The sequence below is a fragment of the Pseudomonas sp. RU47 genome, from assembly GCF_004011755.1.
In the GTDB taxonomy this organism is placed as follows: Bacteria; Pseudomonadota; Gammaproteobacteria; order Pseudomonadales; family Pseudomonadaceae; genus Aquipseudomonas.
This window is the reverse complement of sequence record NZ_CP022411.1, coordinates 3,757,739-3,783,829: the sequence shown is the minus strand read 5'-3', so window position 1 is coordinate 3,783,829 and position 26,091 is coordinate 3,757,739. Positions and strand designations below refer to the sequence as shown.

The following is a 26,091-nucleotide window of genomic DNA, read 5'->3' as shown; positions in this document are numbered from 1 at the left end:
CGATGACTCTGTGGTCGCATTCCAGCCCCAGCGCAAGCCCGCCCGTGCTGAGGGAACCGGTGGTTTATGTGGTCGACGACGACGCCTCCATGCGTCAGGCTCTCGACGGTTTGCTGCGTTCGATCGGCCTGCAGGTGCAGACCTTCGAAACCTCCCAGGATTTTCTCGCATCGGCCAAACGCGATGTCCCCGGTTGTCTGGTGCTCGATGTGCGCCTGCGGGGTGAAAGCGGCCTGACCTTTCAGGAGCAGATGGAAAAGACCGGCGTGCGCATTCCCATCGTATTCATGACCGGTCATGGCGATATCGCCATGACCGTCAAGGCGATGAAGGCGGGTGCAGTGGACTTTCTCGCCAAGCCGTTTCGCGATCAGGACATGCTCGACGCCGTGGCCAGCGCGCTGGCCCGGGACAGTGCGCGGTTGCTTGCCGAGCAGTCTGGCGCGGTTATGCGTCTGGCTTACGAGACGCTGACCGTGCGTGAGCGTGAGGTGCTGGGGTTTGTCATCGCAGGGCTGATGAACAAGCAGATCGCCGCGCAACTCAACCTCAGCGAAGTGACGGTGAAAGTCCATCGCGGCCAGGTGATGAAAAAACTGTCAGCCCGCTCAGTGGCGGATCTGGTGCGTATAGCCGAAGCCCTGGGCATCGAGCCCGCGCGCCGCAACGGTTGAGCAGCAACCCATTGACGGTGTCGACACAGATGGCCAGCAAAAAGCAGATGTTGTGGGACGACGGCGAACGGGTGTTTGCTCGCGAACGCGACCAGAGGGAGGGCCGTCACAGTGTTCTGGTGATGCGCCCGGCCCTCGCTCAGCCGCTGCCTGCGACCCTTGATCGCCTGGCGCATGAATACAGCCTCAAGGACGATCTCAACGCTGAATGGGCGCTGCAACCGCAAGTCCTTGAACGCGCAGGCGCAACGACATGCCTGGTGTTCGACGACCCCGGCGGTGAGCCGCTGTCGCGCTTGCTGACCGCTCCGCTGGACACCGAGACCGCCCTGCTGCTGGCAATCAATATCGCCGTGGCGCTGGGCCGTCTGCACCAGTGCGGTCTGGTGCACAAAGACCTCAAGCCGCAACACATTCTGGTCAATTGCAGCGACGGCCAGGCACGGCTGACCGGCTTCGGTCTCGCCTCACGTCTGCCCCGTGAACGGCAGGCGCCGGAGCCACCGGAAACCATCGCCGGCACCCTGGCCTACATGGCGCCTGAACAAACCGGGCGGATGAATCGCTCGATCGATTCGCGCAGTGATCTGTATGCCTTTGGCGTGACCCTTTATCAAATGCTCACCGGTTCGCTGCCGTTCAGCGCCAATGACCCGATGGAGTGGGTGCATTGCCATATCGCGCGGTTGCCGATGCCGGCCTGTCAACGGGTGGCCACCGTGCCGGTGATGCTCTCGCGGGTGGTCATGAAGTTGCTCGCCAAGACCGCTGAAGAGCGCTATCAAACCGCTGCCGGTGTCGAGCATGACCTGCGCCGTTGCCTGGACGACTGGCGCCGCGACCGGCACATCGAGACATTCACGCTGAACGAGCAGGGCGCCATCGATCGCCTGCTGATCCCGGAAAAGCTCTACGGTCGCGAGCGCGAAGTGCAAACGCTGATTGATGCGTTCGCCCACATGGTACAAACCCAATCGCCGAAAATGGTGCTGGTCTCCGGTTATTCCGGCATCGGCAAGTCCTCTGTGGTCAACGAGTTGCATAAAGTGCTGGTGCCCTCGCGCGGCTTGTTTGCCTGCGGCAAGTTCGACCAGTACAAGCGCGATATTCCCTATGCGACGCTGGTTCAGGCCTTTCAGGGGCTGGTGCGTACGCTGCTGGGCAAGCGCCGCGAAGTGCTCGTTGAATGGCGCGCGGCGCTGTTGCAGGCACTGTCACCGAACGCGCGTCTGATGACCGAACTGATCCCCGAATTGAAACTGATTATCGGCGAGCCGCCACCGGTGCCGGAACTTGAACCGCAACAAGCTCAGCAGCGGTTCATGCGGGTGCTACAGCGTTTTATCAGCGTCTTCGCCCGACCTGAACACCCGTTAGCGCTGTTCCTCGATGACCTGCAATGGCTGGATGCGGCGACACTGGATCTGCTCGAAGATCTGCTGACCCGCGCGGAGGTTGGCTATCTGCTGCTGGTTGGCGCCTACCGCAATAATGAGGTTGATGCCGACCATCCGCTCAGCGGCAAACTCAAAGCCATTCGCAATGCCGGCGCGCACATCGACGAGATTCGCCTGAACCCGCTCGCCGGTGTGCACATCGAACAACTGATTGCCGAAGCCCTGCGTTGCCCACCCGCGAGCATCGTCACTCTGGCGCGGCTGGTACTGGACAAGACCGGCGGCAATCCGTTTTTTGTTATCCAGTTTCTCCAGGCTCTCGCCGAGGAAGAATTGCTGATTTACGACCATCAATTCAGCCGTTGGCGCTGGGATCTGGAGTTGATCAACGGCAAAGGTTACACCGACAACGTTGTCGATCTGATGGTCGGCAAGCTGGCGCGTTTGCCGTTGGAAACCCGCCAGGCCCTGCAACAACTGGCGTGCCTGGGGAACGTCGCGCGGATCGATACGCTGGCCACTGTCCTCGATCTGTCCACGGCTCGCGTGCACGCGGCGTTGTGGCCGGCGGTGCGCCAGGATCTGGTTGAACGGCTGGACGGCGCCTGTGCGTTTGCACACGACCGTGTGCACGAGGCGGCTTACTCGCTGATTGCCGAAGCCGAGCGCGCGCAGACGCATTTGCGCATCGGCCGGCTGTTGGCGCTGCAAACGCCGGGCGAGGGCCGCGAAGAGGCAATCTTTGAAATCGTCGGCCAGCTCAATCGCGGCGCCAGCCTGATCAGCGCCCGGTCCGAGCGTGAGCAGTTGGCCGAATTCAACCTGCTCGCCGGTCAGCGTGCCAAGGCTTCGACCGCTTACACCTCCGCGCTGACCTATTTGGGCGCGGGCGCGACGGTGCTTGGCGAACAAGGCTATGACAGCCGCCATGAGTTGGCGTTTGCCCTGGAGCTGAACCGCGCCGAGTGCGAATTTCTTACCGGACAATTGGCGCTGGCCGACTCCCGATTGCAGGTTCTGGCCGAGCGCGCGGCAAACACAGTGGAGCGCGCCGCGGTGACGTGTCTGCACATGGATGTCTACCTTTTGCTCGATCGCAGCGACCGCGCGGTTGCCGTCTGCCTGGCCTATCTGCGCCAGGTTGGCATCGACTGGACGGCACATCCGGACGATCAGCAAGTGCGCCGGGAATACCAGCAGATCTGGGTGCAACTGGGCGAACGCAGTATCGAACAACTGATCGACTTGCCGTTGATGGAAGATCCGGCCTCACTGGTGACGCTGGATGCGTTGAGCAAACTGTTCGCACCGGCGTTGCAGTCAGATGCGAACCTTGCCTGCCTTACCATTTGCAAAGCCGTCAGCCTGAGCCTGCAACAGGGTAATTGCGACGCCTCTTGCGTGCTCTACGCCAACGTTGCCCGTGTCGCCGGGCGGCGCTTCGGCGACTATGCCGCTGGCTACCACTTTGGCCGTTTGGGGTGTGATCTGGTCGACCGCCGCGGCCTGACACGCTACGAGGCGAGCACTTATCTGTGCTTCTCGATCTTCGTGGTGCGCTGGATGCGCCCAGTGCGCGAGTGCCGCGAATTGCTGCGCCGTGCACTTAGCGCCGCGAACCGCATCGGCGATTTGCCCTACGCGGCCTATGCCGGCAACAGCCTGATTTCTGACCTGCTGTTTATTGGCGAGCCGCTGGCGGAGGTGCAGGTTCAGGCCGAGGCGGGGCTGGCCTACGCGCAGAAAATCCGCTTCGGGTTGGTGGTGAGCTTCATGAGTTGCCAACGAGCATTGATCCGCATGCTGCGCGGGCAGACTGTGGAATTTGGCAGTTTCAACGATGAACAATTTGATGAAACGCGCTTCGAGACGAACCTCGCTGCGCCTGATCTGGCGTTGGCCCGTGGCAAATATTGGGTGCGCAAGTTGCAGGCGCGCTATCTGGCCGGGGATTACGCGGCAGCGGCTGAATGCGCGGCCCAGGCCCGGGAATTGATGTGGGTAATTTCTTCGTTTTTCGAGGAGGCCGAATACCACTTCTACGCAGCGCTGACATTGGCTGTTCATGGCGACGCCGATACCGATCCACTGCAACGCTTGGCAGAGCACCACGATCAACTGCAAATCTGGGCACAACAGTGTGCCGAAACCTTCGCCAGTCATGTAGCGCTGGTCGGTGCCGAAATCGCTCGGGTTGCGGGGCAACCGATCGAAGCAGAGTTGCTGTACGAGCGGGCGATTCAATTGGCGGTGGATAGCGGCTTCGTTCACATTGAGGCTTTGGCCAACGAACTGGCGTCGCGTTTCTACGGTGCTCGCGGTCTGGCGAAAATCGCCCGCGTCTACCTGCAAGACGCGCGCTACGGTTACCTGCGTTGGGGGGCCGATGGCAAGGTGCGGCAACTGGAGCGGCGGCACCGTTTTCTGCGCCAGGAAGACGCGCAGCCGAGCGCGACAGCGACTATCATCACCGCCGTTGAGCATCTGGATCTGGCCACAGTGCTCAAGGTGTCCCAGGCCGTGTCTGGCGAAATTGTTCTCGACCGCTTGATTGAAACGGTCATGCGCACCGCCATCGAACAGGCCGGCGCCGAGCAGGGTGTGCTGATTCTCACCGAAGGCGAGACGCCGTATATCGCCGCGCGAACCCGCATTGGCGACAGCAGCACATTACTCTGCAATGAGCCGATCAACGCAACCGCGCTGGCCGAATCGGTGCTCTACCAGACCCTGCGCACCGGCGAAAACCTATGTCTGGACGATGCCGTCGCCGATCCGGCATTCGCCGCTGATCCGTACATGCAACAGCACGGCGTCCGCTCGATCCTGTGCCTGCCATTGATGAATCAAGGTCGGGTCGCTGGGGCGCTGTACCTGGAAAACAATCTGTCGGCCGGCGTGTTCAGCCCGGCGCGCATTGCCGTTTTGCGGCTGGTCGCTTCACAAGCGGCAATCTCGCTGGACAACGCGCGGCTGTATCGCGACGTCGCCGAGCGTGAAGCAAAGATTCGCCGGCTGGTCGACGCCAACATCATCGGCATCATTGTCTGGAGTGTCGAAGGAGAAATCATCGAGGCCAATGACGCTTTCCTGCGCATGGTCGGTTACCAACGCGATGATCTGCTCTCGGGAAACGTGCATTGGCGCGACATGACCCCGCCGGCACGACGCGCCGAAAGCGAAGCGGCGCTGGCGACGGCGATCCGCACCGGGCGCGCCCAGCCGTTCGAGAAGGAATACATCCGCAAGGACGGCAGTCGGCTGCCAGTGATTGTCGGTCTGGCCGCGTTCGAAGCCAGTCAGCAACAGGGCGTGGCATTCGTGCTTGATTTAAGCGAACGCAAACAGGCGGAAGAACAAGTGCGCGAAGGCGAACGCCGGTATCGCGAGGTGCAAGCGGAATTGGCCCACGCCAACCGCGTGGCGACCATGGGCCAACTGGCGGCGTCCATCGCTCACGAAGTCAACCAGCCGATCGCCGCCACCGTGACCAATGCCAACGCCGCGTTGCGCTGGCTCGGCGCACAACCGCCGAACACCGATGAAGTCGAACTGGGGCTCAAGCGCATCATCAACGATGGCAACCGCGCAGCCGACGTGCTCGGTCGCATCCGCGCGCTGATCCGCAAGACACCACCGCAACGGCAAACGCTGGATCTCAATGCGGTGGTGGATGAGATGGTCGGGTTTACGCGCAGTGAAGCGACTCGATATGGGGTCGTGGTGTCCGTGCAACTGGCCAGCGACTTGCCGGCGGTATTGGCCGACCGGGTTGAGTTGCAACAGGTTCTGCTCAACCTGATCGTCAATGGTTTGGAGGCCATGGCGGTGATGGAGGAGGGCGAGCGTCGGCTGTCTATCACCAGCGATCGTGCCGGTGGAAACGTGCGGATTACCGTCAGCGACTCCGGGCCGGGATTCGCCTGCAATCGGGTGGAGGAGGTCTTCACTGCGTTCTACACCACCAAATCCACCGGGCTGGGGATGGGGCTGTCGATCTGCCGGTCGATCATTGAGGCGCATGGCGGACGCTTGTGGGCGGAGGTGAATGCGCCTTGTGGGGCGCGGGTTGTGTTGGCGTTGCCGATGGGGGAGGGAGAGATGTAGATCTGAAAATCCCATCTGTCTCAAGATCTGATGTTTATGACAGATCAACAGCAGAGAAATAGTTGGGGTTCGATTATCGTCATGCTGGTGCACAGCAGGACTTCAACGGAATAAATTCCTGGAGGAGCAGCTCCGAAGGCGAGACTGTCAGTCTTACTGTCAATGCGTATGCATACTCGCCTTCCGTTCTACAGGTCATCCAGGGAAAGGACGGTGGCTCCGCTAGCTCTGGATGAGCGGTGCGGAACATTGGATTGCGAAGCCGTGGCATGGCGCGCTTAGAGCTCCGGGGGGAGAATCCCACCCGATCAATGCACCGCCGCGCGCAGTTACGATTGTATGCTCACAAGTCGCCAAAATATCGCCTCTGGGAATACGGTCGCCGGGAGTTATCAAATTCCAGTAATAGTGATCCCAGTCCGCATGGTTGTGAAGTGTCACACCTTGCGATGTCGGATGCCGGACTGCCGCTTTGCCGTGTTTGTTTCCCGGGCCGAACGAGTATGCCAGCCGCTTGTAATTCACGTTGCTTGGTGGTTTAGGGATGGGGCTCTTGCTGTCCAGATCGGCGCCATGATGCGGTGCAACCATACCCACGGGTGGTAACGGGCTCAGTTGTTTAACGAAGTGCAGATAGTCGCAATCACCAGTAAGCAGCCAGCTTCTTGCAGGGATATTGTCAGGCTCTTCCACTGCCATGACGATCCCGGTGCCATTGCGGTCTCTGCCTTGACCGCACATAAATCTGATACGCCGTTGTTTCGATAGCTTGGCGTTACCGATCTGCCCGGGAAGCGGGGAGTAGATGAGAAATTCTCCACCGTTATTGATGACGTCGTGGGCAAACGCGATGTGCAGAGGACCGACCTCTTGAAGTGGTGCAATCCACTTGCGCTTGAGCGCGGGATAATTGTTGTTGATGTTAAGCGCGTAGGCTCCAGCCCAATGATCGGCGTCCCAATGGGAAAGTATGATCGACGGCGATTGGGTGAAACAAAACGCTAGCGGGTGAGGCGTTGTGTGCTTGTTTCTGTAAACGCCAGCGCCAAGGTCGTAATAGTGTGTCGGTAACCCAGCAGGGAACTGTTCAGTCGACATCAGCGCATTTGCATTGCCTTGCCCCACGTCATACACCGCTAAAAGGTCGGCAGTGGCGCTGGAAAGCTCAATTTCCAACTGGCCCGTGGAGATGGTCGGCAGACGGTTCAGGGAAAAAACGGTGGACAGGGATTTATTCTTTCGCGCTTTTGGCATTTTTCCCTTTATATATACTTGGACGGGGTTAGCGAAGAGTCCGGGATAAAGCTGTGCCACTTCGAGTCCCTGTCCGCGCTGATTGTAAATTTCCAGCTCAAACCACAGCCTCTCAATATCTCCCGCTGCGTTGCGTAGGGCGCGTAGATCATTTGTCGAGGGGAGTGGTGGTAATCCAAAAAATCCACGTCCGTCAGACAGTTCGAATTCCAACCGATACATTGGCATGGCTTCGAAAGGATTGGGGGCTTGGTGCAAAGGAAGTTGTTTCCAGTTACTCCACGCCTTTGCAACCTCGTTGGGTTGCTCGACATTGAGTAACGGGTTTTTTTGTCCTTCCTGGTCCAGCCATTCTCCATCGACCAAGTCGAATGCCAGCAGGACAGAGTTGGTACCCGAGATGACCTCGAGGTGATCGAAGCGGGCGTATGCACGAGTGGGAAGCCTGGTAACTGGATAATCTTCGTTGGGAGGGGTAGGGCGAAAATGATTGTTCATTGTTACGGTCCTTTGGATTCCGCGACAGACATGTCATATGTCTGAATGGTTTCTACTCTTGCAATGCGCTATTGGCGTTCCTGAAATACATGCTGTAAGTGAGCAGAATCTGATTTCCAAATACGTTCTGCCTCTTGAAATTTTTCCACTCGGCCTCAAGCGGAGACTGGATATCTAACCACAAGTCCCATTCGTTACGGGCGTTTCCTCGAACACGCGACAAACTACGCAGCAGGCATCGTAAAGCAGCCTTTGTTACGCTGGCACCTCATTTGCTTCAGGACCTCCGGCACATGGAAATTGCCCCGAATTTCATCATTCATGAAACCGAACACTGGATCATCAATCACCATCTGGCGAGCACGCTTCCCGGCTATCTGATGCTGGGGACAAAGGTCGAAACCACATCGCTGGCCGAGTTGTCATCCGATGCCTTGAGCGAGTTGGGCGGTTTGCTTGCCAAAACCCAGCAAGTCATCGAGCGACAACTCACGCCAAAACACCTCTACATCGGTCGCTACGGGCATCAGCCGGGTTTACCGATCCACTTCCATTTCATTCCGGTTTATCACTGGGTCGAAGCGCTGTTCTGGCAGGACACGCGATATCGACTCCTCGAAACGTTTGCCCACGCTGAAGGCGCTGCATCAGCGACTGACGGTGCAGAGCTGACGTTATTCGTCTGGCGGGAGTTTGGTGAAAACCCGATACCACCGAAGGCGCACGGCCCTTCCATTGAAGAAGTGATCAAACATTTGCGTATTGCGTTTGGCTGATTGTTGGAACAAGGCGCAACGAACCCGCAAACTATTCTGCGACTTCTCGCTGACTGGTTGGTGTCGATCCCGACCGTTCGGTCTTTGCATGTCGATATCAGACACAACCATGGCGCAATCAGGCTATTGAGTGGTCCGGCAGGCCGGGTAAGGTGACGTGTCTTCACATCAAAATAACCCCATTCAGATCATGGGGTTGATAAGAACTGCGGCGGTTGAACGGGCTTCTTTCGGGAGGTTCAGCAGGCAACGATCGTGCTCGTTTGCCCAGTCAACTTGCTTGAATGTCGATCAGCAGAGAATAAAAAAACCAATGATCAGCCCGAACTCCATGGATTCGAGTAGCCAATTGGCGCAGGGCTTCAAGCCTCGTCACGTCACTATGCTGTCCATCGCCGGGATTATCGGCGCCGGATTGTTCGTAGGTTCAGGGCACGCCATTGCAGCGGCGGGGCCGGCGGTTCTGCTGGCTTATCTGTTCTCGGGTCTGCTTGTCGTGCTGGTCATGCGCATGCTCGGCGAAATGGCGGTCGCCAATCCGGACACCGGTTCTTTCTCGACCTATGCCGATCAGGCGATCGGGCGTTGGGCGGGCTTCACCATCGGCTGGCTCTACTGGTGGTTCTGGGTGTTGGTGATTCCCATCGAAGCATTGGCGGCCGGGCATGTGTTGAATCAATGGTTTCCGCAGGTCGACGCCTGGCTGTTCGCCTTGGGCTCGATCATTGCGCTGGTGGTGACCAACCTGTTCAGCGTGTCCAAGTACGGTGAGTTCGAATTCTGGTTCGCCATGGTCAAGGTTGTGGCGATCATCGGTTTCATCGGTGTCGGTTTTGCCGTGTTGATGGGCTGGGTGCCCGATCGCGAAGTCAGCGGCTTGACCGGGCTGATGGCCGAACGTGGCGGATTTGCGCCTAACGGTTTGTCGGCGGTTGTCGGCGCGTTCATCACCATCATGTTCAGTTTCATCGGCACTGAAGCGGTGACCATCGCCGCCGCTGAATCGAACGATCCGTCGCGAAACATTGCCAAGGCCACGCGCTCGGTGATCTGGCGCATCGGCGTGTTTTACCTGCTGTCGATCTTCGTGGTGATCTCCGTGGTGCCCTGGAATGATCCGTTGCTGGCCTCGGTCGGGTCTTATCAGCGCGCCCTGGAAATCATGAACATTCCCCATGCCAAGTTCATGGTCGACGTCGTCGTCCTGATCGCCGTGGCCAGTTGCATGAACTCCTCGATCTACATTGCCTCGCGCATGCTGTTCTCGCTGGGCCGGCGCGGCGATGCGCCGAAGATGCTGAAGGCGACCTCCTCGGCAGGCGTGCCACGCGCAGCAGTGATTGCCAGTACCGTGCTCGGCGCGTTGATCACCGTGTGGAGCTACTTCATGCCCGCCGGGCTGTTTCAATTCCTGCTGGCCAGCTCCGGCGCGATTGCCTTGCTGGTGTACCTGGCCATCGCGGTGTCGCAGTTGCGCATGCGCCGGATTTTGCGTCAGCGCAACGTCGAGCTGACCTTTCGCATGTGGCTGTTTCCGTGGCTGACCTGGCTGGTGATCGTGTTCATCTGCGCCGCGCTGGCGGTGATGATGATCACCCCGGAGCACCGCACCGAAGTCACCACCACCATTGGCTTGGCGCTGGCGATTTCCTTTATCGGTCTGGTGACTTCGCGTCATCCTGCGCCGGCGGCGAGGGTCACGTCGGCGGGTTAGGCGTTGGCGTCGAACCTGAGACTCCCTTCGCTAAGGTCGGAGGGGCAGGGTGCACGCTTTATCACTGCAAATTCCGCATCCGTATAGTGCTTGCCCCGTTACGCGATTGCCCATAAACCCTCCAACTGAATCGAAGTATTCAGGTCAATGAAGCCGGTGAGTCGCCGGCACACGGAGGGATCATGGACGCCACCGCAATTCCCGAGGGTTACACCCCATTTACCCGCAGCAGTCCGTTGCTGGATTTGCTGGGCCCGATCTACGCGAGGGGCAGCGGCCTGCAACTGGAACTGGCATTGCTGACCGACTCCCGCCATGCCAATGGCCGGGGCACCTTGCATGGCGGTGTACTGGCAACGTTGGCCGATGTCGGTATGGGTTACGCCATGGCCTTTTCCAGCGACCCTCCGCAGCCATTGATCACCGCGAGCATGACCCTGGATTATCTCGGTGCCGTAAAAATGAACGAGTGGCTGGAAGTGCGCCTCGAGTACTCGAAAAAAGGACGCCAACTGGCGTTTGCCGCTGTCAGCCTGCATGTCGGGGAGAGAACGGTGGCGCGGGCCAGTGCGGTGTTTGCTGTGCCAATGGGTTGAAAAGGCACGGCCATCAAGGCGTTGGTCCGCAGACCACATCATGCTGCTGATCGAGTGAGTGTTGCACCGTTGAATGACGGCTTATAGCCGGTAGTGGCTTGCTAACGACTGCTTTCGGCCAAGCGCAGACATTCGATTTAGTGACTCTTCGAAGCAACCTGCCGATCTTCACCTAGCGATTGCAGCTTTTCTAGCTACGCTTGCCAGCAAGAGATTGGCGTAAGTGCGCCTGCTCTTGAATTGCGCACACGGGAGCCAACATACATGGATAGCATGCAGGACGTTTACCCATCAGCTACCGTTCTGGTGGTCGACGATACACCCGATAACCTGATGCTGATCGCCGAGTTGCTCAAGGACAAATATCGGGTCAAGGCCGCCAACAGCGGCGAAAAGGCCCTGCGCCTGCTACAGGCAGACCCGCTTCCCGACCTGATCCTGCTGGACATCATGATGCCTGGCCTGTCCGGTTATGACGTTGCCGAGCAGCTCAAGCTTGACGCTCGCATTCGCCATATCCCGATCATTTTCCTGACCTCGATGACCGCTACGGCGGACGAGATTCGCGGCTTGAGCCTAGGCGCTGCGGATTACATCACCAAGCCGATCATCCCGCCGGTGCTCATGGCCAGGGTCGAGACTCAGATCAAGCTCAAGGCCGTTGCCGATTTCCTGCGCAATCAGAACGATTTTCTGGAGCAGGAAGTGCAACGGCGTACCCGCGAGGTGATCGCCATCCAGGATGTCACGATCCACGCCATGGCTTCGCTGGCCGAAACCCGTGATAACGAAACCGGCAACCACATTCGCCGCACCCAGCACTACATCAAACGCCTGGCTGAACTGTTGCGCAATCACCCGCGCTTCCGGGACTTCCTCGACGAGGAGACGATCAAACTGCTCTTCAAATCGGCACCGCTGCACGATATCGGCAAGATTGGCATTCCTGATCGCATCCTGCTGAAACCGGGGCGGCTGACCGCCGAAGAGTTCGAGATCATGAAAACCCACACCACATTGGGGCGCGACGCCATCCAGCACGCCGAGGATCAGTTGGGAATAAACGTCGACTTCCTTCATCTGGCCAAGGAAATTGCCTACGGCCACCAGGAAAAGTGGGATGGCAGTGGCTATCCGCAAGGCGTGGCCACTGACGACATCCCGATCAGCGCCCGATTGATGGCCGTGGCGGATGTCTACGATGCGCTGATCAGTCGCCGTGTGTACAAGCCCGGCATGCCCCACGAGCAGGCGGTGAAAATCATCCGCGAAGGCCGGGGCTCGCATTTTGATCCGGACATCTGTGACGCGTTTCTCGCCAATGCCGAGCAGTTCCGCGCAATTGCCGAGCGATTTGCCGACAGCGACCAGGACATGGCCAGGCAGTTAGCCCTGCTTGAACAAATTGCTGATCGTCCCTGAGCCCCGCGCATCACTCTGCACATCCAGTTGAAAGAGGCCGTTTATGAACAGACTGTTCGAGATGCTCGAGCGCCTGTCCCTGCGCAGCAAATTGATCATCGGCTTCGCGGCGTTGATGACATTGATCCTGATACTCGGCGTGCAAAGCCTGCGCACCCAGTATTCGCTCAGAAACGAAATGCAGCAGTTGTACCAACAGGATCTGGTGGGTATCCAGCATGTGCAGGAGGTTCGGGTGCAGTTGCCGCATCTGTTGCTCGCCATGCAACGTGCAATCGCTACCAACAACGCGGACATCCGTATCAGCGCCAGAGCCCAGATGGATGTCGCCCAGGCGCGACTCCATGAAGCGCTGGAGCAGGTTCGTCCAACTCTGCGCAGACAGAGCAGCATCAGCAGCCTGTTGGAATTCGAACGGGTATTACAGCGTCTGCAAAAAGATGGCGATGAAGCGTTGGAGTTCGCCGGCAAGGGTTCCTTGGGTCAGGCCTTGATGTTGCTCAACAGTAAGGATTTTCTTGCGTTGGAACAGGGCGGCGACGGGTTGCTCAACCAGATCGAGAAAAACAAGGAAGCCGACATCCACGATACGGCGAAGAACCTCGCAGAGTACGCCCAGCGCAGCAGCATGATCACCTATGTCTTGCTGTTGGGCGGTTCAACGTTGGCTTTGCTGTTGACCTGGCTGGTCAGTTATTCCATTCGTGTGCCGCTCAACCGTGTCCGCGTGGCGGTTGATGAATTGGCGTCGGGCAAGCTGGACGGCCAGATCCCGCATACCGACCTGCACAACGAAACCGGCGACCTGGCACGGGCCATTGCCACGCTGCAAGTGGAGGCTTGTCAACTTGAACGCCAGCGTTGGGTGAAAGGCCATGCCTCGCTCCTGCAAGTGGATCTGCAACAGGCTGAGACGCCACAGCAGTTGGCCCAGGCTTTTTTCAGCCGCATCGCGCCCCGTTTGGGCATGTGCCAGGGGGCGCTTTACGTGCTCTATGAGGGCGCGTCGCGCCTGCAATTAGTCGGCGGTTATGCGGTGGACAGTGAGCACCCGTTGCCCGCCGAGCTTGAACTCGGTGAGGGGTTGCTTGGCCAGTGCGCACTGGATCGCCAACCCCGTCAGCTTGAGGATCTGCCCGAATCGTTCTGGCATGTGCGCGCGCAGTTGGGCGCAGCAGCCGCCAGCCATCTGATGGTGCAGCCGGTGCTGCGTGGCGAGCGCCTGCTCGGGGTTGTGGAAATGGCTGGCTTTCACTCGCTGGAGGAGAAAGAGGCGTTGCTCTTGCAAGAAGTCCTGCCGAGGCTGGCCGGTGCGATGGCCATTATGGAACGCAGCGAGGCAGCCCAGGCGCTGCTGCAGGAAACACGGCGCCAGGCTGACGAAATGGGCGCGCAAACCTTGCTGCTGGAACACCAGGCCAGAGAGCTGGAGGCCCAGCAGGACGAACTGCGCGCCACCGAGGCCTGGTACCGCGGCATCATCGAGGCAGCACCGGACGGCATGCTGGTGCTGGGAGCCGACGGCCGCATCCTGATGACCAACCCGCAAATGGACACCTTGTTTGGTTACGCCCCCGGCGAGCTGATTGGCGCCAGTATCGAGCGTCTGGTACCGCAGGCTGCCCGCGAGCGGCATGTCAGGTTACGCGACGGCTTCATTGCCAGCGGCGGAACCCGGCAGATGGGCGGCGATCTGGACGATTTGAGCGGAGTACGCAAAGACGGCAGCCTGTTCTCCGTGGAAATCGGCCTTTCCCATTTGCCCCGCCTCGAGGGTCGTGGCGTCTGTGTGTGCGCCTCGGTGCGCGATGTCAGTGAGCGCCGGGCGATGGAAGCCAGGCTGCGAACTGCCAGCGATCGCCTGAACCTGGCACAAGAGGCCGGTGACATCGGGTTGTTCGACGTCGATCTGGTCAGCGGCACCAACTATTGGACTCCTCAGCTTGAAACGCTGTTCGGACTTGAGGCTGGCGGCTTCGGTGGCTCGTTGGCGCACTGGAAAGCGCAGGTGCATCCCGAGGATGTGGCGCGAGTCAGCAGCACGTTCGAGAACGCCGTTCAGAGTGGCGATGATCGCGTCGAGTTCGACTTCCGGATCGTGCGTAAAAACGATGGGCAGGTGCGCACGTTCCGCTCGCTGAATCGCTTCTCACGCACGCCTGACGGCAAGCCATTGCGCGCAACCGGCATCAACATCGACGTCACCGCGCTGGCAGAGGCAAGGGCTGCGGCCGAAGAGGCCACGCTGGCCAAGAGCGAGTTCCTCGCCAACATGAGCCATGAGATCCGAACACCGATGAACGCCATCATCGGCATGAGCCACTTGGCGCTGCGTACAGAATTGGATAAACGCCAGCGCAACTACATTGAAAAGGTCCACCGATCAGCGGAGAACCTGCTGGGAATCATCAACGACATCCTCGACTTCTCCAAGATCGAGGCCGGCAGGATGAGCCTCGAACACGTGCCTTTCCGCCTGGAGGACGTATTCGACAGTTTCACCTCGATGATTGGCCTGAAGACCGAGGACAAAGGCCTGGAGTTGTTGTTCCAGATCCCGCCCGACTTGCCCACGGCACTGCTGGGTGATCCTCTGCGGTTGGGGCAAGTGCTGATCAACCTGGGCAACAACGCAGCCAAATTCACCGAGCACGGCGAGATCGTGGTCGGAGTGGAAGAAGTGGGGGCGCACACGGACAGTGTGCAACTGCATTTCTGGGTGCGCGACACAGGCATTGGCATGACCGTCGAGCAGTGTTCACGCCTGTTTCAGTCATTCAGCCAGGCGGACAGTTCGATCACCCGCAAATACGGTGGCACCGGGTTGGGGCTGTCTATCTCGAAGAAACTGGTGGAGCTGATGGCCGGCCGAATCTGGGTCGAAAGTGAACCGGGGATCGGCTCTACATTCCATTTCCAGGTGCAACTCGGCGTGCAGCAAAACGTGCAGCCGCGCCGTATGTTCAAGGCCGGCGAACTGCTTGGTATGCGGGTACTGGTCGTGGATGACAACACCAGTGCCCGTGAAATTCTCTCGGGTATGGCGCGCAGCTTTGGCCTGGAAGTGGATGTCGCGCAGAGCGGTAGTCTGGCGCTGCGCATGTTGGCCGACGCCGAGCACAAGGTCCTGCCTTACGATCTGGTCTTGATGGACTGGCGGATGCCCGGCATGGATGGCATGGAAGCCGTAAGCAGAATGCATTCCGCCAGTCTGATGCGCACACCATCGGTCATCATGGTGACCGCTTTTGGCCGTGAGGAAGCTCGCGAAGAAGCCGAACGCCAGGGCCTCCAGTTGCCGGTGATACTGACCAAACCCGTCACGCCGTCCTCGTTACTCGAAGCCATCGGTGTCGTGCTGGGCAGAGACACGCACAGCGATACTCGGGCTGGCGAACGCTCCCAACAGAATGCCAGTACCGTAGCCAGTCTCAATGGCGCGCGGCTGCTTCTGGTCGAAGATAACGAGCTGAATCAGGAATTGGCCAGCGAGCTGCTGGAAAGTGTCGGAATACGCTTGCGACTCGCCACGCATGGCCAAGAGGCCTTGGATATCCTCGGCGAGGATGGCGACTTCGATGGCGTGCTGATGGATTGCCAGATGCCGGTAATGGATGGCTACACGGCCACCCGGCAAATTCGCCAGCAACCGCGCTTCAGCACTCTGCCAGTGATCGCCATGACCGCCAACGCTATGGACGGTGACCGCGAGCGTGCGCTCGAATGCGGCATGAACGACCATATCTCCAAGCCACTGAATGTCGAAACGATGTTCGCGACAATGGCAAAGTGGATTAAACCAAGAGCCGCTCAAGCACCGCTGAACGCAGGTTTCACCGATGGCTTGCCAGATCGTCTTGAGGGCATTGATCTGGCTGCGGGTCTCGCCACCTGCATGGGGCGGCGGGATCTCTACTTACGTCTGCTCTGCAAGTTTCGCGATACTCAGACAGACTTTGCCGAGCAATTCCAGGCCGCACGAATCGATCCGGATCCTGCTGCCGCCGGGCGGCTGGCGCACAGTTTGCGCGGCACCGCCGGCAACATCGGCGCCAAGGCCGTGGCGCAGGCGTGCGCTTTGTTAGAACAGGCCTGCCAGAACGGCGAGCCGGCTACGGTAGTGCAAGCGCTAGCGATGCAGGTCGAGCATTGCTTGCTCCCGACCCTGGCGGCTCTGGCCGACCTTAAGGCAAACACACCGGCCTCCATGGATGGCTACCCGCTGGACGACTCGGCATTCAGCGAGCAACTGAACAGGCTTATTGTTCTTTTGGAAGAAGGTGATACGGCGGCTTCGGACGTGCTGGTGGCACTGCGCAATATGCCACTCGATCGAGCGTTGGCAGAACGGCTGGCACTCGCTGCGGCGCAGGTGGAACTGTTCGACTTTGATCGCGCCTTGCAGCTCATTCAGGATAAATTCCACTGATACAAGGCAGGTAGTCCATATCTTGTATCACTTTGATTAAGGTGCGCAGTGTTGCTGATGGATCGAGTGTGATCGACATTGCGTGGCTTTTCAGATCATCCCCCGCATGAACGCTATCTCGATCAATGGGAATTACCAACATGACGGCTCCTTTTTAGGGTGTGCTGTCACCAGATCGATCAGCGTAGAGATCTCAGCGGCGACCTGTCTACAGTCCGCTTCTGGCCGGAAGTTGACGGTCATGAGCGGCAGCTAACGGCCAGAAGCGGACGTAATGGCGTTTGTGTAGTATCTGCCTCTCTTCCCACCTATATGAAATGCCGATGTCTAGCCGACACTCCCCATCCCCTACAAGAGCTGTCCTAGACCTGCAAAACGCACGTTCGCTTTTGGGAAAACGGCTGAGCGTGCTGCTGCACGACCAGTACTATTTCAACGACGAGAAAGATCTGGGAGACATAGGTTCTCTAGAGTGGCGTTTTGTCGAAGGAGAAGTTCTATCCATGTATCTCTTGAGTGATGGCGAGAGAGTAGGTGCGGACTTGTTTCCTTCTGATACGCCGGCTCCCTTCGAGATAGAGCCAAACGTGACCTGCTCCTGGAAGAGGGAAAACCTGCTTGCGGATCTGTCAGCAACCCACCTTGAGAACACAAAAATTTGCGCAGTTGAGGGAATTCTTGACTCTTTCAACGGACAAGAGCCTTGGCTGGCCGGATTCAGAGTTACGTTCGAGACCGGTGACTCGTTGATCTACCTTAACCAGGGCGACGATGCCGTCGTATTGATTAATGCGCTACCGCCAGTAAGTGTAGGCCTCGAAACCCGCTTCGTTACCTCAATTTAATGACAGCTATGGGTCGACTGCGGACCTTCCCAAAGACAGCAATCGGCCAATTGCGGCCCATCAATTAAAGGCACTTTTGTCTGAAATACACCATTCAAAAATATCTGTAGCACGACGCGCAGGCACCGACCTCAAGGACGATGTAGCCCTGTCGCATCCCGCCAGTACATGGTTTGTTCGAACTGAAAGCTAACTAGAAAGAAGGCTGAACACGACTGAGATATTGATTGGGCGACTTTTTCCAAATCTTCCATAGCGGACTCTCCCTCTGGTTCGGGCCCTTTAATTCTGATGGTACAACGCACAGCGACAGGAAAGTCGATACCCATTGTATTCTCAGCATAAATCGAGGGGTCACCGAAAGCGTCATCGGTACTTAATTTAAGTCCTGAGCTAAATTCAGCGTATAGCCCATCTTCTGTTATCTCGACTTTTCGAGCACCAGCATTCTTAAGGGCATTGCTCAATGTCAAAATTGTGAGCGTACTATCAGCTTCCAAGCACAGATCAAGACTCATCAATCCTCCCTTTTTACCGATGAACACTTGCACCAAATTTGAATGCGATCGTCGCGACAGTGTATTTTGACTAGCGGTACGAATGTCCGCTTTTGGCCGAAAGCAGTCGCTTATAAACAACTGCTCCCCACCCCATACCCTCAAGCCTGATCCATCGCCGCCGCCACACCCTGTTCCTCACCCAGAAACCCACCGCTCTGATGCTGCCAGAGCCGCGCATAAATGCCGTTTCTGTGCAGCAATTCAGTGTGTGTCCCCTGTTCGATAATGCGCCCCTCATCCATGACAATGAGTCGATCCATCGCCGCAATCGTCGACAGCCGATGGGCAATGGCGATCACGGTTTTGCCCTGCATCATTTCATCGAGGCTTTCCTGAATGGCCACTTCGACTTCAGAGTCCAGCGCGCTGGTGGCTTCGTCGAGCAACAGGATCGGCGCGTTTTTCAGCATCACGCGAGCGATGGCAATGCGTTGGCGCTGGCCGCCGGAGAGCTTGATGCCGCGCTCGCCGACCAGCGTGTCGTAGCCGCTGTGGCCTTGCTTGTCGCTTAGTTGGCTGATGAAGCCATCGGCCTGCGCATTGGCGGCGGCGCGGCGGATGTCTTCGTCGGTGGCGTCCGGGCGGCCGTAGGCGATGTTGTCGCGTATCGAGCGGTGGAGCAGGGACGTGTCTTGCGTGACCATGCCGATCGCGCTGCGCAGACTGTCTTGCGTCACCTGCGCGATATTCTGGCCGTCGATGCGAATCTCGCCGCTGTCGACATCGTAAAACCGCAGCAGCAGATTGATCAGCGTCGATTTGCCCGCACCGGAGCGGCCGACCAGGCCGATTTTTTCGCCGGGGCGGATGTGCAGGCTGAGGTTGTCGAGGACCTGGCGTTCGCCGTTGTAGTTGAAATTGACCTTGTCGAATGTCACCGCGCCGCCCGCCGGCACCAGCACGCTGGCGTTCGGCGCATCTTGCACCTTGGGGCCACGGGTGAGGGTGGCCATGCCGTCCTGCACGGTGCCGATGTTTTCGAACAGCGACGTCATCTGCCACATGATCCAGTGCGACATGCCGTTGATGCGCAGCGCCATGGCGGTGATTGCCGCCACCGCACCGGTACCGACCTGGCCCAGGTGCCACAGCCACAGCGCGTAGCCGCCGGCGCCCAGAATCAACCCGACCACCAATGCCTGATTGACGATTTCAAACTGGCTGACCAGACGCATCTGGCGAAAACCGGTGAGCTTGAAATCCTCCATGGCCGCACGGGCGAAATGCGCTTCACGTTTGGAGTGCGAGAACAGTTTCACCGTGGTGATGTTGGTGTAGGCGTCGGCAATGCGCCCGGTCATCGACGAGCGCGCATCGGCCTGTTCCTGGCCAACCTTCCCCAGGCGCGGCACGAAATACAACATGGCCAGCCCGAACAGCGCGAGCCAGGCAATGAACGGCAGCATGAGTTTCAAGGCAAAACCGCCGGCCAGGGCGATGATCGCAATGAAGTAAACGCCGATGCCCGGTGCGATTTCGATCAGGGTGAACAGGACTTCGCGCACGGCCAGCGCGGTCTGCATGACCTTGGTCGTGACCCGTCCGGAGAACTCGTCGGAGAAAAACGAAAGGCTTTGCCGCAGCATCAGCCGATGGAAATCCCAGCGCAGCCGCAGCGGCAGATTGATCGCCAATATCTGGTGCTGAACCATGGTGCGCAACGCCACCAGGCCAATGCTGATGAACAGCACGATACCGATGCCCCACAGCACGCGACTTTCTTGCGCGTTGACCCCGCCACCGGCCTGCCACGTCGAGAGCAGATCGACGACTTGGCCGAGAAAGGAAAACAGCCAGGCTTCGTAGATCGACACACCGGCACTGAGCAGCGCCAATGCGAGGATATAACCGCGAGCGCCGCGCGTGCAGGCCCACAGGAACCGCATCAGGCCGACGGGCGGAGGTGGTGCTTCGTCGGGAGGAAATGGGTCGAGCCGTTGTTCAAACACGCGAAGCATTGTGGTCTCCGAAATGATCAGGGTCGGGGGATTTTGCCACTTAATGGCGGCTTTGAGGGATCGCACGTCACCGGCGTGTCCCCACTAAGTGTTATTGCCCGGGATCACTGCGGTGCAGAACCCCAAGGATCCCGGGTACATGCCGATCAGCTAAGCTGTCTGCTCAGACGACTTGAGCAGTGCACGATGCAGCGAACAAATCCGGTTTCATGTTGGGAGTCGACGGGCAAAGGAAATGTTTAATTTCTTTTTGACGTTTTTGTTCGTGTTGATCCCCACGGCGTCGCTTTCACTCGACAGTTATCTTCGCTACCGAGTCGCCAGAAACAAACCGGTGAGCAATGTCTGGAAGGGCTGTAATCATTTGCTTTCCATCCTGCTGCTCATGCAGTTGCTGGGTTTGGCGCTGTACTTTTTCTACATCGCCTGAGCGCGGCGGTTGTCGGCCTTCCAGAGAGAGGAAACCTATGCCTGAAAACCGATACCTATCCTTGTGCAAGCACTTCACGCCTGACCTGCAAAGCAATCACAGCAAACCCTTTGCCAGTGCCGCGCTCGGAAGCCGTATAGTTCTGATGCGCCGAGACATCCTCCCATTGGCTTACGAACTCAACGTGTTGATGATCACTGTCGGTGTCAGTTTGAAACGCTATGAACCGTTCCGCTTGATCGAGGATCAAGCCATACAGGCGTGGCATTCCAGGGAAGTCGACTTCAAGATCGATTACGACCGTTCCTGACCAATCAATACCTTGGCGCTCGCCGAAACGTGCCAAGGCCTCGGGAATACAGGCATCACGCCAGAATCGAGCGGTTTCCGTCAGGCGATGGGCAGTCACCGCATTCTGTTCCTGCACATTGAGTTGCCGCTTCTTCAGCAGACGATCTATTTCCATGTCGCGCATCCAGTATTGCTCACGCCCAGAAACACCCTTTTTGAATTCTCGCTGATGTGAGCGCCATAAATAGCGCCTAAGGCACCCCTGCGAACGTGACGTCCATGGCCGAGCGGTCATAGTCCAGCAGGTATTGATTGTGCCGCTCGTAGAGTTGCGAAAGCAGTGGTGCATTAAGGCCGACGACATCCATGCCTCTGTCGTCGTAGGGGAAGACCATGACCTGTTTCGGCAGATTGAACAGATACACATCACAGTGGGGATTGGGCTCAATAGCGCCAAAATCTTTAGCCAATGCACACCAGAGAAATGCTTGAAGGCTTGTGATCGGTGCTTCGAACGCGATGTTGATCCAGTACTCAGGCTCTTCTTCGCAATACCATTCTTCGACATCTATCTCCTCACTCCAGACTGAGCGTTCAGGAGGAATATCAATGCCGGCAGATCGAAATGCGCGAATCGCGGCCCGATGCATAAATCCATGGCTGCCTGAGTGAGTGCGCAGACACACCACAAACGTTTCTGCATCAGCAAAGATATCGCTGCAGATCGTTGTCGATTTTCGTAGGGCAGTCAGGAGCTGCTCGATGATCCCGCCCGTTTCGGAGAGCTCGAAGCGCAGTCCTCCGGGGCAGGAATAGAAAAGAGGTCGGGCGAAGGCTTTGCCTTGAAAAGTCCTCTCGATTTTATCTCGTAGGTTCACGTTATCCCTTCGTATTCATTCGCCTGTCTCCTCGGCCAAGGAGCTGCGGACAGATCTTACTTTAACCCTGACGCTTGAGCTAAGTCGGTGAACTCAACGAGACGCTGCAGCTGCTGGCGTTTGTGGCGAACCAACGGTCTCGATGCGCGCCGAAATCCATTGCCGACTGTAGGCCAGAACTTCCTGAGCGATGGCCGTGGGGAAGTGGATAAAGCCGTGGGGCGAGGAGGGCAGCAGGTACATTTCCACCGGCGCCGATTGCGCCCAGCGTTTGGTGATGTCGAGGGTGTCGTCGCGCAGCGGATCGAGTTCACCGGCAAACAGCAGGGCGGGTGGGAAACCGCTGAAATCGCCGTACAGAGGTGATAACGGTGGCAGACGGCGCTGTTCGTCAGTCAGCTCCGGGGTGAGCAAGCGCAGTGCCTCGACCATGCCGGGGCCGTCCAGCACCAGTGTATCGGCAGGCGCGCTGCGTACGCTTGGGGTTCCCGTCAGGTCGTAGACGCCGTAATACAGCAGCGCGCCGCTGATGCGTTGCAGCAACTCCGGCCACTGCTTCAGCGCCAGCAACGTCGCCGCCGCCAGATGACCGCCCGCCGATTCACCGACCACTACGACGGGCAGACCGGCAAATTCGGCATCACTCAATACTCCGCGAGTAGCGTTGAGGCAGGCCTCCAGCAGACCTTCAAGCGGCGTCGAGACCGCTAATCGATAATCGACCGAGACCACCGTCACTTGGCAGGTGTTGACGATGGCGATGTTGAAATTGTCATCCATCTGCGCATTGCCGATCACCCAGCCGCCACCGTGAAAGTCCAGCACCACGCCTTTTGTCTTGCCTTTGGGCCGGATGATCCGCACTGGCACGTTACCGATCAGCTTCTGCTCAGCCGTCAGGCCATGCGTGCGCAACTTCCCCGAGCCGCCGACCTGACTGACGCGCAACAGCGCCTGAATCAAACGCGGCGTCAGGCGATTACGGACCTTGAAACGCGGCAGCCAAGCAAGCTTCCGGTTGAAGGCGCGCACCTGCGCCAACTCACGCTCGCCTTGCGGCCACGGTGTTTCAGCACCCCAATTGGCATTGGTCATCAGCGGTTCTTGATCAGGATGGAAAAATTCAACGCCGCCGCCACGCACAGCCACGCCAGATAAGGAAACAGGATCAAACCAGTGATCAGGTCCAGTTGTATCGCCAGCACCACCATCGCCGCGACCACCAGCCACAACACGGTGAGAATCACCATCGCCGCCAACACCTGATGCGCGCCGAAGAACACCGGCGTCCACAGCGTGTTCAACGCAATCTGCGCCGCCCATAGGGCCAGCACCGTCTGGCTGCCGGGGATCAGGCTCAAGCGGTAACCGGCCCAGGCCAGCAGCAGATAGATAATCGTCCAGGCCACGGGGAACGCCCAATTGGGCGGGGTAAAACCGGGTTTGTTCAGCCCTTCGTACCACGGCCCCGGTTTGAACATCACGCCGGTGGTTGCCGCAGCCGCGCAGGCCAGAAGAAAAATGAAAAAGGTCATCGCCAGTCCTTGGCTGAAATCAGCCGGTAAGGGGTTTAAGAAAGGGACGCCTCGGCAAGGAAAAAGTTTGCCATGAAATTCAGATTGGCCAGAGAGGCGATTCAATTTGAACTAAAAACTGACCATTGCGTCAGGATGATCAGTTGCCTTTTCCTACTGACGCGGATGACATCATGTACACCTATCACATCGAATATCGGTTCAACGACGAGCCGCGGACTTTTCTGCTTGAACTCAAGGAGGAGCAGTTGGCCGAGCATGAGGCTGCGATGCACTTGCTGGAACTGCATCTGGGCGACGCGGAAAACGGCCTGATCATGCCCACAGCGGATTCAACGCCCGAGCAGATTCTTGAACATGCAGAGCGGGTAGGGATTACGCAAATAACGGTTGTCGGCAAAACCAACTGAAGCGCGAAGCAGACGTTGGCTCATGCGCAAGGTTCTTCGCGCTTAGACCGGTATCGCTGCTTCCAGCGCACCGTGCTCTACGTGCGCGCACTCTCTATAGAAACGCAAAAACTCCTCCGCCGGCATCGCTTTGCCAAACAGCCAGCCCTGACCAAACTGCACACCGTGATCGCGCAGGTAATCGCGCTGGGCTTCGGTCTCGATGCCTTCGGCGACTATCTGCAGACGCAGACTCTTGGCCATTTCGATAATGTGGCCAGTCACTGATCCGGTGGCTGCATCCTGATCGATGTTGTCGACGAACGATTTGTCGATCTTCAGCACATCCAGCGGCAATTGCTGCAAATGCTGAAGACTCGAAAAACCCGTGCCGAAATCGTCAATGGCCGCCAGATAACCCAACTCCCGGGCGCGATTGACGGTGGCACGGGCAGCGTCGATCTCGACGAAACCGCGTTCAGCCGCTTCCAGCCAGATCTGCTTCTGCTGCACATCAGCGCGACGCAAAGCGGCTTCCAGTTTCGGCAGAAAGCGCCCACTGCTGACGTCCTTCGCCGCCAGGTTGATCGCCACGTGCAGGCTGCGTTCCTCGACCAGCAGCGGACCGAGGTCGTCCATCACGTGGTCAATCACTTGATCGGTGATCGGCAGAATCAAACCGCTGTGCTCGGCCAGTGGGATAAACGCATCGGGGCAGACCCGCGTACCGTCCGGGTGCTGCCAACGCACCAGTGCCTCTGCGCCGACGCAGGCACCGTCGCTGAGGCGGATGATCGGTTGATAGTGAACAACGAACTCGCGATTGCGCACCGCCAGTTGCAGTTCCGCCAGCGGTGACAGACGTTGCCGGGTGCGGCGCACGATCAGCAACACCAGCACCCCCGCGAGCAAACCACCGATGGGCAACAGCAGTAATTCCCGGTGGATCAAGCCTTGCATCAGCTCATGGCGCGACAGCGCGGCGATGGCGACCCAGTCGCCGCTGTGCACGAGGGTGTAGAGATAGCCGTCGGCAAGGCCCGAATGCGGGCCGGAATGCACGCGAGCCAGGAAGTGTTCCGCACCCGGGCGCGAGGTGCTGATCAATTGCCCGGACGCGGTACCGACCGCCAAGTGCAAATCCTCATCAAGCATCACCTGCAGAAATTGCTCGGGATCGACCAGCACGTTGAACGCCGCATATTGCAGCGCCATCATCGGTTTCGCCGCAACGATGCGCGACTGCACGCCGAGCGACACACGCACGCCGTCCGATGTGGTGAAGTCCTCGCGCCATGGCGTCGCGTGCTGCCCGACCGGTCCCCAGGAACCGCAGGCGTAAATCTCTTCTTCGACGTAACCGATCGACTTCACCGAGAGGGTGTTGATGGTCAGCAGACGCATCTCGTCGATGCTTTCCGGCGTGCACGGTGCGAGACGCGAGCCAGCGATGGATTTCAGCGCGCCGGCCGCTTCGGTGAAAGTCCCGTGGGCGCGACTGGAGGCGACGGAAGCGAGGGTTTCCAGGCGTTGTTGAGCCGCGGCCAGATTCAACATCCAAGCGACGTAACCCATCAAAATGACCGGAAGCAAGACACACGGAAAGCCCAGGAGAATGCTCCCCCAGACAATGCGTTTTTTGTTCATTTAGCGCCACCTTGGCCTCAAGGCCTGTGACGTGCGCACAGCACGGCTGTTTTCAGCCATTACAGATTACGGCTGCCGTGTAGGGTAAATACTGCTCCAGATCAACTTAACTGATTGCCCGGACTGTTTGGTTTCTCTGCGTTCTGTGAGCTGCGTGACCGGGCCTCATTGCTGGCAAGCCAGCTTCCACAAGTACCGTAATCAGAGTCTGTATCCCGCAAATCCGAGCTGTCTGTATCTATCGGCACAATTCCCTCGTTGATACCTTGCGCGCTTCGCGAACATCAACGAGGTAACCATGGATCTCACCGCCATTCCTTTCGGTACCACCGACTGGTCAACCATAGAACCGGTGGCGCATGCCGGGGTAACCGGCACGGCCTGGTGGCGAACCTGCCAGTTTGGCGCAACGCGCGTGCGGATGGTCGAGTACAGTCCCGGCTACCTCGCTGATCATTGGTGCTGGCGCGGCCATATCCTCCTGTGCCTGGAAGGGCAGTTGCAGACAGAACTGGAGGATGGCCGCCAGTTCACATTGACTCCCGGCATGAGTTACCAGGTAGGCAACGACGCCGAAGGTCATCGATCCTTCACCGCCACTGGCGCGAAACTGTTCATCGTCGATTGAGTTCGCGCTGATGCCTTCAGGTTTTTTTCTGCTCGTGATGCGGGGCTTTTCAGTCAACATCAC

Annotated in this window: 20 protein-coding genes; 11 read left to right on the top strand and 9 right to left on the bottom strand. The window is 58.5% G+C overall.

Features of this window, described 5'->3' with window-relative positions:
* Positions 1-2: 2 nt before the first annotated feature.
* Together CCX46_RS17170 and CCX46_RS17165 are read left to right on the top strand one after the other, a co-directional pair.
* The gene (locus CCX46_RS17170) at positions 3-674 is read left to right on the top strand and encodes a response regulator transcription factor (RefSeq protein WP_122660604.1); all 672 of its coding nucleotides are present in this window, start codon (positions 3-5) and stop codon (positions 672-674) included.
* Between the two features lie 29 nt (positions 675-703).
* Positions 704-6,178, top strand: a complete 5,475-nt coding sequence (locus tag CCX46_RS17165) for a trifunctional serine/threonine-protein kinase/ATP-binding protein/sensor histidine kinase (protein ID WP_127928320.1) — start codon at positions 704-706, stop codon at positions 6,176-6,178.
* Positions 6,179-6,400: 222 nt separating this feature from the next.
* Here the strand turns inward: CCX46_RS17165 and CCX46_RS17160 are convergent, their stop codons facing one another.
* Positions 6,401-7,930 (bottom strand): hypothetical protein, encoded by a 1,530-nt coding sequence (locus CCX46_RS17160; protein WP_127928318.1) that lies wholly within the window; start codon positions 7,928-7,930, stop codon positions 6,401-6,403.
* A gap of 293 nt (positions 7,931-8,223) precedes the next feature.
* Here CCX46_RS17160 and CCX46_RS17155 point away from each other — a divergent pair, with 293 nt between their 5' ends.
* The 5 genes from CCX46_RS17155 to CCX46_RS17135 all read left to right on the top strand — a co-directional run bounded on the left by CCX46_RS17155 (position 8,224) and on the right by CCX46_RS17135 (position 16,867).
* Positions 8,224-8,706, top strand: a complete 483-nt coding sequence (locus CCX46_RS17155) for an HIT family protein (protein ID WP_127928316.1) — start codon at positions 8,224-8,226, stop codon at positions 8,704-8,706.
* A gap of 313 nt (positions 8,707-9,019) precedes the next feature.
* Positions 9,020-10,420: a GABA permease gene (gene gabP / locus CCX46_RS17150; protein ID WP_127928314.1), complete on the top strand. Its 1,401-nt coding sequence runs from the start codon at positions 9,020-9,022 to the stop codon at positions 10,418-10,420.
* Positions 10,421-10,602: 182 nt separating this feature from the next.
* The gene (locus tag CCX46_RS17145; RefSeq protein WP_127928312.1) at positions 10,603-11,016 is read left to right on the top strand and encodes a PaaI family thioesterase; all 414 of its coding nucleotides are present in this window, start codon (positions 10,603-10,605) and stop codon (positions 11,014-11,016) included.
* Positions 11,017-11,280: 264 nt separating this feature from the next.
* Positions 11,281-12,438: an HD-GYP domain-containing protein gene (locus CCX46_RS17140; RefSeq protein ID WP_127928310.1), complete on the top strand. Its 1,158-nt coding sequence runs from the start codon at positions 11,281-11,283 to the stop codon at positions 12,436-12,438.
* A gap of 43 nt (positions 12,439-12,481) precedes the next feature.
* Complete coding sequence (locus CCX46_RS17135; protein WP_127928308.1) at positions 12,482-16,867, top strand: response regulator; 4,386 nt, start codon at positions 12,482-12,484, stop codon at positions 16,865-16,867.
* On the opposite strand, the gene CCX46_RS30645 is transcribed toward CCX46_RS17135, so the two are convergent.
* Entirely contained in the window at positions 16,845-17,009 is a 165-nt protein-coding gene (locus CCX46_RS30645) for a hypothetical protein (protein ID WP_158013183.1), read from the bottom strand. The genes CCX46_RS17135 and CCX46_RS30645 overlap by 23 nt on opposite strands.
* Before the next feature lie 265 nt (positions 17,010-17,274).
* On the opposite strand from CCX46_RS30645, the gene CCX46_RS17130 reads away from it, so the two are divergent.
* Complete coding sequence (locus tag CCX46_RS17130; protein ID WP_224790118.1) at positions 17,275-17,712, top strand: hypothetical protein; 438 nt, start codon at positions 17,275-17,277, stop codon at positions 17,710-17,712.
* Positions 17,713-17,843: 131 nt separating this feature from the next.
* On the opposite strand, the gene CCX46_RS17125 is transcribed toward CCX46_RS17130, so the two are convergent.
* Positions 17,844-18,230, bottom strand: a complete 387-nt coding sequence (locus CCX46_RS17125) for a hypothetical protein (RefSeq protein ID WP_127928304.1) — start codon at positions 18,228-18,230, stop codon at positions 17,844-17,846.
* A gap of 140 nt (positions 18,231-18,370) precedes the next feature.
* Positions 18,371-20,230 (bottom strand): ABC transporter ATP-binding protein, encoded by a 1,860-nt coding sequence (locus tag CCX46_RS17120; RefSeq protein WP_127928302.1) that lies wholly within the window; start codon positions 20,228-20,230, stop codon positions 18,371-18,373.
* A 235-nt stretch (positions 20,231-20,465) separates the two neighbouring features.
* Between CCX46_RS17120 and CCX46_RS17115 the strand changes: the two genes are divergently transcribed.
* The gene (locus CCX46_RS17115) at positions 20,466-20,660 is read left to right on the top strand and encodes a hypothetical protein (RefSeq protein WP_093433302.1); all 195 of its coding nucleotides are present in this window, start codon (positions 20,466-20,468) and stop codon (positions 20,658-20,660) included.
* Between the two features lie 55 nt (positions 20,661-20,715).
* On the opposite strand, the gene CCX46_RS17110 is transcribed toward CCX46_RS17115, so the two are convergent.
* The 4 genes from CCX46_RS17110 to tspO all read right to left on the bottom strand — a co-directional run bounded on the left by CCX46_RS17110 (position 20,716) and on the right by tspO (position 23,364).
* Positions 20,716-21,126: a hypothetical protein gene (locus CCX46_RS17110; protein ID WP_127928300.1), complete on the bottom strand. Its 411-nt coding sequence runs from the start codon at positions 21,124-21,126 to the stop codon at positions 20,716-20,718.
* Between the two features lie 76 nt (positions 21,127-21,202).
* On the bottom strand, positions 21,203-21,829 hold the full coding sequence (locus CCX46_RS17105) for a DUF3885 domain-containing protein (RefSeq protein ID WP_127928298.1): 627 nt from the start codon (positions 21,827-21,829) through the stop codon (positions 21,203-21,205).
* Between the two features lie 93 nt (positions 21,830-21,922).
* Positions 21,923-22,924 (bottom strand): alpha/beta hydrolase, encoded by a 1,002-nt coding sequence (locus tag CCX46_RS17100; protein WP_127928296.1) that lies wholly within the window; start codon positions 22,922-22,924, stop codon positions 21,923-21,925.
* Positions 22,924-23,364 carry a tryptophan-rich sensory protein TspO gene (gene tspO, locus CCX46_RS17095; protein WP_007916213.1) on the bottom strand — a complete coding sequence of 147 codons (441 nt, stop codon included), beginning with the start codon at positions 23,362-23,364 and terminating at the stop codon, positions 22,924-22,926. The genes CCX46_RS17100 and tspO overlap by 1 nt, the downstream gene beginning before the upstream one ends.
* 143 nt (positions 23,365-23,507) lie before the next feature.
* Between tspO and CCX46_RS17090 the strand changes: the two genes are divergently transcribed.
* Complete coding sequence (locus CCX46_RS17090; RefSeq protein ID WP_127928294.1) at positions 23,508-23,774, top strand: hypothetical protein; 267 nt, start codon at positions 23,508-23,510, stop codon at positions 23,772-23,774.
* A gap of 42 nt (positions 23,775-23,816) precedes the next feature.
* Here the strand turns inward: CCX46_RS17090 and CCX46_RS17085 are convergent, their stop codons facing one another.
* Positions 23,817-25,328, bottom strand: coding sequence for an EAL domain-containing protein (locus CCX46_RS17085; protein WP_238704344.1), 1,512 nt, complete (start codon positions 25,326-25,328; stop codon positions 23,817-23,819).
* 370 nt (positions 25,329-25,698) lie between these two features.
* Here CCX46_RS17085 and CCX46_RS17080 point away from each other — a divergent pair, with 370 nt between their 5' ends.
* Positions 25,699-26,028, top strand: coding sequence for a DHCW motif cupin fold protein (locus tag CCX46_RS17080; protein ID WP_038367105.1), 330 nt, complete (start codon positions 25,699-25,701; stop codon positions 26,026-26,028).
* Positions 26,029-26,091: the final 63 nt, after the last annotated feature.

Excerpts from the sequence above, each read along its gene's own strand:
- CCX46_RS17170 (WP_122660604.1), top strand. The coding sequence starts at position 3 with ATGACTCTGTGGTCGCATTCCAGCCCCAGCGCAAGCCCGCCCGTGCTG.
- CCX46_RS17165 (WP_127928320.1), top strand. The coding sequence starts at position 704 with ATGGCCAGCAAAAAGCAGATGTTGTGGGACGACGGCGAACGGGTGTTT.
- CCX46_RS17160 (WP_127928318.1), bottom strand. The coding sequence starts at position 7,930 with ATGAACAATCATTTTCGCCCTACCCCTCCCAACGAAGATTATCCAGTT.
- CCX46_RS17155 (WP_127928316.1), top strand. The coding sequence starts at position 8,224 with ATGGAAATTGCCCCGAATTTCATCATTCATGAAACCGAACACTGGATC.
- gabP (WP_127928314.1), top strand. The coding sequence starts at position 9,020 with ATGATCAGCCCGAACTCCATGGATTCGAGTAGCCAATTGGCGCAGGGC.
- CCX46_RS17145 (WP_127928312.1), top strand. The coding sequence starts at position 10,603 with ATGGACGCCACCGCAATTCCCGAGGGTTACACCCCATTTACCCGCAGC.
- CCX46_RS17140 (WP_127928310.1), top strand. The coding sequence starts at position 11,281 with ATGGATAGCATGCAGGACGTTTACCCATCAGCTACCGTTCTGGTGGTC.
- CCX46_RS17135 (WP_127928308.1), top strand. The coding sequence starts at position 12,482 with ATGAACAGACTGTTCGAGATGCTCGAGCGCCTGTCCCTGCGCAGCAAA.
- CCX46_RS30645 (WP_158013183.1), bottom strand. The coding sequence starts at position 17,009 with ATGTTGGTAATTCCCATTGATCGAGATAGCGTTCATGCGGGGGATGAT.
- CCX46_RS17125 (WP_127928304.1), bottom strand. The coding sequence starts at position 18,230 with ATGAGTCTTGATCTGTGCTTGGAAGCTGATAGTACGCTCACAATTTTG.
- CCX46_RS17120 (WP_127928302.1), bottom strand. The coding sequence starts at position 20,230 with ATGCTTCGCGTGTTTGAACAACGGCTCGACCCATTTCCTCCCGACGAA.
- CCX46_RS17115 (WP_093433302.1), top strand. The coding sequence starts at position 20,466 with ATGTTTAATTTCTTTTTGACGTTTTTGTTCGTGTTGATCCCCACGGCG.
- CCX46_RS17110 (WP_127928300.1), bottom strand. The coding sequence starts at position 21,126 with ATGGAAATAGATCGTCTGCTGAAGAAGCGGCAACTCAATGTGCAGGAA.
- CCX46_RS17100 (WP_127928296.1), bottom strand. The coding sequence starts at position 22,924 with ATGACCAATGCCAATTGGGGTGCTGAAACACCGTGGCCGCAAGGCGAG.
- tspO (WP_007916213.1), bottom strand. The coding sequence starts at position 23,364 with ATGACCTTTTTCATTTTTCTTCTGGCCTGCGCGGCTGCGGCAACCACC.
- CCX46_RS17085 (WP_238704344.1), bottom strand. The coding sequence starts at position 25,328 with ATGGGTTACGTCGCTTGGATGTTGAATCTGGCCGCGGCTCAACAACGC.
- CCX46_RS17080 (WP_038367105.1), top strand. The coding sequence starts at position 25,699 with ATGGATCTCACCGCCATTCCTTTCGGTACCACCGACTGGTCAACCATA.